The 8,950-nt window shown below is 37.8% G+C and carries 6 protein-coding genes; all 6 read right to left on the bottom strand.

Annotated features, from left to right (window positions below):
- Positions 1-231: 231 nt before the first annotated feature.
- Entirely contained in the window at positions 232-801 is a 570-nt protein-coding gene (locus tag ACM44_RS14165; RefSeq protein ID WP_048500715.1) for a hypothetical protein, read from the bottom strand.
- 94 nt (positions 802-895) lie between these two features.
- A complete protein-coding gene (locus tag ACM44_RS14160) occupies positions 896-1,204 on the bottom strand; it encodes a hypothetical protein (protein ID WP_048500714.1) in 309 nt (102 codons plus the stop codon).
- Positions 1,205-1,296: 92 nt separating this feature from the next.
- The gene (hsdR, locus tag ACM44_RS14155; protein WP_048500713.1) at positions 1,297-3,678 is read right to left on the bottom strand and encodes an EcoAI/FtnUII family type I restriction enzme subunit R; all 2,382 of its coding nucleotides are present in this window, start codon (positions 3,676-3,678) and stop codon (positions 1,297-1,299) included.
- Positions 3,675-5,876, bottom strand: a complete 2,202-nt coding sequence (locus ACM44_RS14150; RefSeq protein ID WP_048500712.1) for an AAA family ATPase — start codon at positions 5,874-5,876, stop codon at positions 3,675-3,677. Before ACM44_RS14150 ends, hsdR begins: the two co-directional genes overlap by 4 nt.
- Complete coding sequence (locus tag ACM44_RS14900) at positions 5,876-7,051, bottom strand: restriction endonuclease subunit S (protein ID WP_053215480.1); 1,176 nt, start codon at positions 7,049-7,051, stop codon at positions 5,876-5,878. Before ACM44_RS14900 ends, ACM44_RS14150 begins: the two co-directional genes overlap by 1 nt.
- Positions 7,048-8,508 (bottom strand): class I SAM-dependent DNA methyltransferase, encoded by a 1,461-nt coding sequence (locus ACM44_RS14140; protein ID WP_048500711.1) that lies wholly within the window; start codon positions 8,506-8,508, stop codon positions 7,048-7,050. Before ACM44_RS14140 ends, ACM44_RS14900 begins: the two co-directional genes overlap by 4 nt.
- Positions 8,509-8,950: the final 442 nt, after the last annotated feature.

Genomic DNA, 8,950 nt, shown 5'->3' with positions numbered 1-8,950 from the left:
GCTTTGTGTATCTAAATTCTAAAAACAATATCCCCATAAGAGGACCAAAATGCCGCCGAAAAGCTACCGGAGCTGGAGTTTACCCTGAGGCTCTCGAAGGGTTCAACGGGCTTTCATTTGGCTCCGCCGAACCTCCGGTTTCTTGTCTTGCAGACAAAACGAAAGCTTAGTTATTAGCGGTTCGGGCTTTCTGTTTATTGCTGTGATTTTGTGCGATTAACCAATTCATTCTTAGTCAAGTATATCTCTTACGAAAACTTTTGTGCTGTCTAAGTTAGTCCATATTGTTTGAATACTTCTACTGTTGTTTGTTGAATATTCATAAACCATTATCGTGTCGCCTAAAGTTGTTGGATTAAACCATTCCAATGTTTCACCATACGGAATTTTTCCGTCCCACTTTGAAGTCGAGAGTTTCTCTGCCGTGAATTCGTGTCTTGATAAAATTCGGTTTAATTCACTTGGACAAGCTTCAAAGTACAACCAAATAGCATAGTCAATTTTAGGAACAACTTGGTCTTGGTAATTCAAAATCTTAATGCAGTTCGTTTTTCTTTTGTCAAACAGTGCGTCATAAATTTCATCTCCTGTTCTTGGTCTGAAAGTTTCTGTTACTTTGTTATAGCTCTTGCTTACAAATTTGAAACCTGTCCAACCTGTCAAACCGATAAATGTAAAAAATAACAAAAATGATGTCAGTTTAAGGTTCTTGTTCTTTTTCGTTAAACCCAAAATGAGTGTTGCGAGAAAAAGCAAAAATGCAAGTCCTGAAATTACTGCCAATGTTATTAATTCCTTCATCCTTTGTTCGGTGTCGTTGTATGTTGGTGTGTCGTTATAGCCTGACCGCTAACGGAGCGCGGATTGGCGAAGTTTCATTTTCGTTGCAACGAAGTTACAAAAGGAAATGGAATTTCGCCAATCCGTAGATGTGTTGAAGGTTTTTGCGGGAGCGAAAACGCTTTAACATATCTGCGGATGTAATCCGCGCTCCGATGTGCAAAAGTTGTAGCGGAGCGGAAACTTTTGCACATCGGTTTGCGGCTTTGCGAAGAAGCGGATTTCGGAGCACTAAACTGTCAATACACCACAAAATTTGATGCGAGGTAGAATGCTCAATTAACCACTGAACCCGCTTTTTTGCAAAACCGCTGTTACAAGCTGCCCTTCTGTCTGTCGTGGTGTTGTGCGTTGGGGCAGACATGCTCTTTTGCAAGCTTTGGTCTGTGCGTTGGCTTGTGCGGCTTGCAAATGTGCATGGCTGCGAAGGGTTGGCTGATATGTGCATTGTCTTTGTCATATCGCTACTCTTTTGTCATACAAATAAGTCTGGAAACCGATAAACGTGTTTCTGATTGTTGCAATGTCGCCAAGTTCTTTTTTAGCGTCTGCAATGGCGTGATATTTCAAAACAAGCAAGTCACCAATTTTCGTGTCGTCCAGTTCGTCAACGCCTTGTTTTACATACTGGCTCAAAACGAAGTTTAAAAACTCCTGCTGTTTTGGGTCGTAGTTGTCCAAATGAATTTTTGCACTATCTGCTCTGTCTGTTCGTTCTAAAATGTCGGAATGGAAAGCGATATAAGCCAAAACATCATATAGGTCGCTGTTTTCAGCGTTCAGTATTTTTTGAAACTCTGTCAACTGTTGCTTGGCAAAACCTTTTTCTGAAAGTTCTTCCAGTAGTTTCTTTCTTGTGTCGGGTTTGCTCCAAATGGTTCTTAATTCATCTTCACTTTTGAAAAGTTCGGGCAATGCACCGAAAAGTGAACGCAAAAATTCTTCTGCTGAAATTGGTCTGCCGTCTGGACTCCAAAATGAAGTGCTAACCATGTGTTGAAACTGACGAACTTTTCCGTCTGCCAATTTCACTTTTACCATTCTTCTTGGTGGATTGTCGCAACGGCACATTACATAACCACAAACTTCACAAGCAGGCTCAGGTTCTCTAACACAAATACATGGTCTGTATCCGCAAACATCACAAGGTTGTGGCTGTGGTCTTGGTTCTGGTGTTTCAGGTTCTTCGGGTTCTCCGTCCCATTCAGGGTCGCTGAAATGATGATGTGCTTTTACAAAGTCGTAAATCGTGAAATAATCTTTGCCGTCAAACAAACGTGTTCCCCGGCCAATGATTTGTTTAAACTCAATCATAGAGTTTACAGGGCGAAGCAAAACAATGTTTCTTACTTCGGGAGCATCAACACCAGTGCTTAACTTCTGTGAAGTGGTCAGAATGGTTGGAATGCTTTTCTCGTTGTCTTGAAAGTCTCTTAAATGTTGTTCGCCTAATTTTCCGTCATGTGCTGTTACACGGTGGCAATAGTTCGGATTTTTAGATTCTGCATATTGATTGATTAAGTCACGAATTGCCAAAGCATGTAATTGAGTAGCACAGAAAACCAAGGTCTTTTCACTTTGATTTATCAGGCTCATAAAAATCTTTACCCGATATTCTTCACGTTCTTTTATCTCAATAATGCGGTTCATTTCCGCTTCGGTATAGCGTTTGCCTTCTTCAATTTCACCTTCTAAAACGGTGTCGTCCGAAGTGAACAAATACTCGTCAATGGTGGTGTCAATTTGTTTGACTTTGAAAGGCGTTAAGAAACCGTCATTGATTCCTTCTTTCAGCGAATACACATAAACAGGTTCGCCAAAATAATTGTAAGTGTCTGCGTTTATGGTTCGTTTTGGTGTTGCTGTCAAACCTAACTGAACGGCTGGACTGAAATATTCCATAATGGCACGCCAACTGCTTTCGTCATTGGCACCGCCACGGTGGCACTCGTCTATAATGATGAAATCAAAAAAGTCTTGTGGATATTCTCCAAAGTAGGGCGTATCATTAGGCCCACTCATAAAAGTTTGGAAAATGGTAAAAAACACACTTCCGTTTTTCGGAACTCTGCCTTTTTTCTTGATGTCGCTTGGATTGATACGAACCAAAGCATCTTCTTCAAACACCGAAAAAGCATTGAAAGCCTGGTCAGCCAAAATATTTCTGTCTGCTAAAAATAAAATTCTTGGGCTTCGTTGTCCGTCTTTGTTGATGTTCCATTTTGCCTGAAACAGTTTCCATGCAATTTGAAAAGCAATTGCCGTTTTTCCTGTTCCTGTGGCAAGGGTTAATAAAATGCGTTGTTGGTCGTTAGCAACGGCTTCTAATACTTTGGTAATGGCGTTTTCCTGATAGTAGCGTGGTTGCCATGTTCCGCCACGGTCTTCAAACGGAACTGAAAGTAATTTGTCTCGCCAAACGGCTGAAAGTGGTTGGAGTTTGTTTTGTTCTCCAAAAGTCATTTCCCACAATTCGTCTGGAGTAGGATAGGAAGTTACATCACCTTCCTGTCCTTGGTGCATGTCTATGCGGTAAATCTGTAAACCGTTGGTGCTGTATGTAAACCGAACCTGCAATTTTCCAGCATAGTCTTTGGCTTGCCCAACGCCTTCGGTATAATATTTATCTCTGGCTTTGGCTTCAATTACTGCAAGATTTCTGTTTTTGTATTGCAATACATAATCTGCCTTGTCGGGCTTGCTACGCTGACCATGCCCGATTAAACGACCTTTGTTGATGGGAAACTCCATGCGAATGCGACTGCCTTCAACAACGCCCCAACCTGCTGTTTTTAATGCAGGGTCAATATATTCTGCTCTTGTTTCGGTTTCGTTCATGCAATCATTTTCTTATAATGTTCTTCGTAACCTGCAACTTTAAAAAGTTCTGCAAAAGCATCTATAAAGTCTTGGTAGTTGAACTCTTTAAAATCAAAAATATTCTGTCCTAAGGAGTGTGATTCCCTATTGATGTATCTATAAAATGCCTGAAAGCGGATTTCCTGCATAGTAGGTTGATTGAAGAAATTATTCAGGTCTTTGTTCTCTATGAAGTTGAAGAAATACTCAATGATATTTCTCATGCAATTGGCTATTAATGCAGGATGTTGATTTTGGTCTTTAATCACATACCAATAAGCCTGATAGTCATTCTTAATTGATTCATAAGTAAGTTTTTCAAAGTAGCTGCCTTCATCATTTTTAATTAGCCTGAAAAGCTTTTGAGTCTCCTTTCTTTCATCATGCTTGGTTTCGGTTATTTCATAGAAAAAGTATAGGCTGTGTGTTAATACATAGACTTGCTCATACTTGTAATTCCAAGTTGTAACACCATTCTTCTTTTCTTTTTTACCGAAAAACTCATTCTTAATCAATCTACCAACATTGAAAACATAAACATGTGAAAGACTGGAAATCGGGTCGTCAATTACAATGATTTTCTTCTTTGCTGCTTCTGTTGCATCTTTCTTTCCCCTGCATAGTTCCAAGAAATACAAAAAGCTGATAATCATTTTTTCGCCTTCACTCAAGGAAAGGAAAACTCTATTGTCATTTTGCTCACGAACTATTTTGTAAAGATTATCAGCGTGTTGTTTGATTTTGAAGTCGTGAATCCCAAGGTCTAAAAGACCGTTGTTAATGTTGGCAATTGCTTCTTCAATATTTACGGTCTGCTTTTGCTGTTCAACAATTATTTCTCTTTGCTTCTGAATGTCTGAATCCAGTTTTTCAATTGCCTGTTTTAATCCAGAAACGCTTTTTTGTGATTGCGATTTATCGGAAATGTATGAACTTATAGTTTGGTCATATTCCCAACGCATAATATTCCAAAAGTCAGTTTTCAAGTCGTTTAAGGCTGTTTCCTTTTGGTCAATTTTTTTGTTGTGTTCTTTTACCTGCTTATTGATGTTGTCAATTACTCCATTTATTTCAGTCAATGCAGTAACAGAACTTTTCAAAGTGATTTGAACACTTGGAGTTTTTATTTTATCATCAATCAGCTTTAAGTTCTCTGTTACAACTTTGGTAAATGCGTTGTATTTGATTTCAAAGTCCTTTTTATGATTTTCAAACTTCGGATTACTTTCAAAAGTTGATTTATCGGGAATTAACTGAATGGCTTCTGCGTATTGTTTGCGAAATTCCTTAATAGATGTTAAGTCTGCTTCATACGATTCGTCAAAATATTCCTTGATGCTTTGAAGCAATTGACTTGAAATTGTTTGTTCCTGACAGAAAGGACAGGTTTCATTTTCATTTTCAATTTGTGTTGGCAAGTATTTTAAACCATCTTTTACCCAATCCGAATTTTCAAGTTTATTGATTAAACCTGAAACCGTGCTGTTTTCATTACCAACAATCTGTTTCTTAAATATTGGCTCTGTTTCGATTTCAGAGACATTAAAAGCTATTGGGTCGAGTATATTATACTTTTGGGCATTCTCACCGGATAGAGCCTGAACTTCTTCCTTTATATTGTCGGTTGTTTTTGTAGGCTTACTATCGGGCTTCTTCAACCCTTCAATGTAGCTCAATAACTTATTGCCATCGTTTCTATAGCCTTCAAGACAAAATTCCAAAACTCTGTCGCCACCTGTATAGTTCTTTTTAATTTCCCAAACTTTATCTTTTGCTTTCTCGTGTTTTGCAGATATAGCTTCGGTTTCTTTTTTTAAGTCTGCATTTTTCTGATTTTTTTCGGCATCAAGTCTTTTGATTTCCTTTTCTGCATTTAAAATCTTTGTTTCTGCTTCCTTGTTCTCTTTTGACAAAGTGAAAATGCCCTTTAAGCTTTCAGGCTGATAAAAGTTGTCTTGAATGAATGATTGATTATAAACTAAAATTTCTTCATCAGGATTTAGACCTTCAATTGAACATCCTTTAAAATTCGTGTCTGATTGTTTGTATAGAAAATCTGAAAAAGTGCTTTTACCAGTTCCATTTAAGCCATACACAAGATTTATCTTCATGTCTGTTTCGAAAACAGCAGGTTTCTTATAACTGGCAACACCATTCAATGTAACTTTGGTAATCATTATTCCGCTTCTATTAATTTGATTTCAAAAGCTTTGTTTAAAATTCCAGATTTAAGCTCATCTAATGCTAAAGATTTAGTTTGATAATTTGATTTCAACTTTTCGCTATTGTATTTTAATTCGTCAAAATATTGAACTAACTCTTTTTGCTTTTCGAGATGGGGAAATCTTATTGGTAAGACTTTTAGTTTCTCTTTATTAAGAGTCCGTCCTTTGACTTTTATGTCCCCTTCGCTATAAGAAATCCAATCAAATGCTGAGAAATAATAGTATAGGTATTTTTTGTCAATCTTATTGCTTAAATCTAATAAAGCGGCAATTGCTTCATTAGTGTATAAATCAACACCAGCAAAAGAGACTCTGCCTAAAGTAAGTTTAAAACTTAAAAGCAAGGTGCCTTTCGGTATAAGATTCATTTCCTTGGCTGCAATGTCCGAAACATACTCAAAACTATCTGAAATTGTTTCTCCATGGACCATGTCGGCAATCGACAGCCATATATTATTAGTTATTTTTTTCTCATCCCACATTTTACTACTCTTTCTTGCAGGAGTTTTGCCTAGTTGTATTTTACAAAGATTTCCCAGAACACTTACATTCCAATCGGTATCATAGTTGTCAAAAACTCTCTGAAGACCATTGATGTATAGTAAATCAGAATTGATGATGTTTTTAGATATTCGATTTTTGGCTGACTCTAATTTTTCAAAAGAGATATCAATAATTTCCGTAACTCTTTTTTGTTCTTCAATTGAAGGCTTTATCAAAGGGCAAGCAAGAATATCGTCTTTGCGTAAGTTGGTTTGATTTTCACCGTTGTTGAAAGCCAAAAAGTGTTCGTGGCGGTTGAGTTGGTAATACAAATACTTGGTGTCAAATTGCTTGCTTCTTATGCAGCAAATACGCTGGTTCAATGAATAGGTATCGTCTTTGTCAATAATGAAACACTTGGCTAATGCTTTGCCATTGGGCACATCACTCATTACCATTACAATGTCGCCTTTGTATAAAGGAAACATTTGTTCGTTTGTACGTTTATAAGATTTGCCTTCAGATGAAATAAATTTAGAATTGACTACAATGTATTTTCCCTTTTCGTCAATGCTTTTTTCATGGGCTTTCCCATTGAAAAACTCACACGATTTTCCTAAAGTGGTTAATTCAACTTGGCTCATGAAAACATCTCTTTTATTCCGTTCAAAATTTCGCTTGTTTCTTCGTCCAATGCTTCCATCTCTGCCAATATCTCATCCATAGAACGGAATGTTTGCTCTACTTTTCCGTTCGGGTTTTTCACACTCAAATCGTAATTGCTAGTATTGATGCTTGAAATATCAACTGTCCAAGAGTTGTCAGAATCAGCCAATGTTTTTTGCAGTAGCTTAAATTTCTTCAAGTCATCATCATTCAACGGAGAAGTTTTGCCTAAACTTCTGCCCGGCACACATTGGTAATACCAAATCTTTTTGGTCGGTTCGCCTTTGGTAAAAAATAACACCACCGTTTTTACTCCTGCACCTAAGAATGTTCCTGCGGGCATATCCAAAATGGTGTGCAGATTGCAACTCTCCAATAAATGCTTTCGCAACGAAACCGAAGCATTGTCGGTATTGCTCAAAAAAGTGTTTTTGATAACAATACCTGCTCGTCCGCCAGCTTTCAAACTTTTAATAAAATGCTGTAAGAATAAAGAAGCCGTTTCACTGGTTTTGATGTCGAAATTTTGTTGCACTTCTTTTCGTTCCTTTCCGCCAAATGGTGGATTGGCAAGAATTACGTTGTAACGGTCTTTCTCCTGAATGTCTCGGATGTTTTCAGTCAGCGTATTGGTGTGAATGATGTTTGGGGCTTCAATGCCGTGCAAAATCATGTTCATTACACCAATGATGTAAGCCAAATTCTTTTTCTCTTTTCCATAAAGTGTGTTTTCCTGTAAGGCTTTCAGGTTGGCGGTGTTCTTCTCCATGCGGTCATACATATATGCGTATGCTTCGCATAAGAAGCCTGCACTTCCGCAAGCTGCATCATAAATCTTTTCGCCAACTTGTGGATTCAACACTTCAATAATGGCACGAATCAAAGGTCGTGGGGTGTAATACTGTCCGCCATTGCGACCAGCATTGCCCATGTTTTTGATTTTGGTTTCATACAAGTGGCTTAGTTCGTGCTTGTCTTTAGAACTGCCGAAAGGCAGTTCATCAGTCATTTCAATAATCTCACGAAGATTATATCCACTTTTAATTTTGTTGTTCAACTCGCTAAAAATCTCACCGATTTTATATTCAATGGATTTCGGGTTGTCAATAGATTTTGCTTTGAAACCTGCTAAATAGGGGAATAGCTTATAATCTACAAACTGAACCAAGTCAGGTCCAGTCATGGCTTTGTGGTGGTCAAGTTTTCCGTCTGCCGTTTTAGGCATTGCCCAATTTGGCCAACGGAATTGCTCGTCCAAAATGTATTTATATTCTTTACCTTCCAAAGCGGCTTCGTCCGCTTTTTCACTTTCTAATTGGTCAAGGTAACGCAAGAACAAAACCCAAGAAGTTTGCTCAATGTAGTCCAGTTCGCTGTCTGCACCTGCGTCCTTGTAAAGTATGTCGTCTATGTTTTTAAAAGTCTGTTCAAACATGTTGTCTTTTTATCTCAATTTATAGTTTTCAAAGTTAATATTCTCATTGGTGCGTAGGCAGAAAATGGCTCTTTTGGTTTTGCTGAAGGGTCGGCTTGTGGGCAGGGCAAAACCAAATGTGCCATTTGTGCGGTTGGTGTTTTTTTCTGTTTGTTCATTGTTGCACTGTCGGTCTGTTAGGGTTGCTTGTAACGGAAAAAGTATTTGCGAAGGGCGGGCTAAATTTAAGTGAAAGTTCAATTTCGACCGAATGAAGCAAATTGCTTTTTCAGATTACCAAATTACAAAAATAAGTAATATGAAAAGCAAGTTGCGACTAAATGCATCGGGTTTTTCTATTATGAATTCAACCCCGCCTTTTGCAAATACTATGTGCTTGTTGCACAACCAAATATACATATTCCTTTCCAATCATAAGAATTTGCAAGAATATCAATAATAC

This window comes from Chryseobacterium koreense CCUG 49689, assembly GCF_001045435.1.
GTDB lineage: Bacteria > Bacteroidota > Bacteroidia > Flavobacteriales > Weeksellaceae > Kaistella > Kaistella koreensis.
Note: the sequence above shows the minus strand (reverse complement) of the source record. Positions and strands in the feature narration are given on the sequence as shown.

Coding starts and splice junctions, on each gene's coding strand:
- ACM44_RS14140 (WP_048500711.1), bottom strand. CDS start 8,508: ATGTTTGAACAGACTTTTAAAAACATAGACGACATACTTTACAAGGAC.
- ACM44_RS14150 (WP_048500712.1), bottom strand. CDS start 5,876: ATGATTACCAAAGTTACATTGAATGGTGTTGCCAGTTATAAGAAACCT.
- ACM44_RS14900 (WP_053215480.1), bottom strand. CDS start 7,051: ATGAGCCAAGTTGAATTAACCACTTTAGGAAAATCGTGTGAGTTTTTC.
- ACM44_RS14160 (WP_048500714.1), bottom strand. CDS start 1,204: ATGTCTGCCCCAACGCACAACACCACGACAGACAGAAGGGCAGCTTGT.
- ACM44_RS14165 (WP_048500715.1), bottom strand. CDS start 801: ATGAAGGAATTAATAACATTGGCAGTAATTTCAGGACTTGCATTTTTG.
- hsdR (WP_048500713.1), bottom strand. CDS start 3,678: ATGAACGAAACCGAAACAAGAGCAGAATATATTGACCCTGCATTAAAA.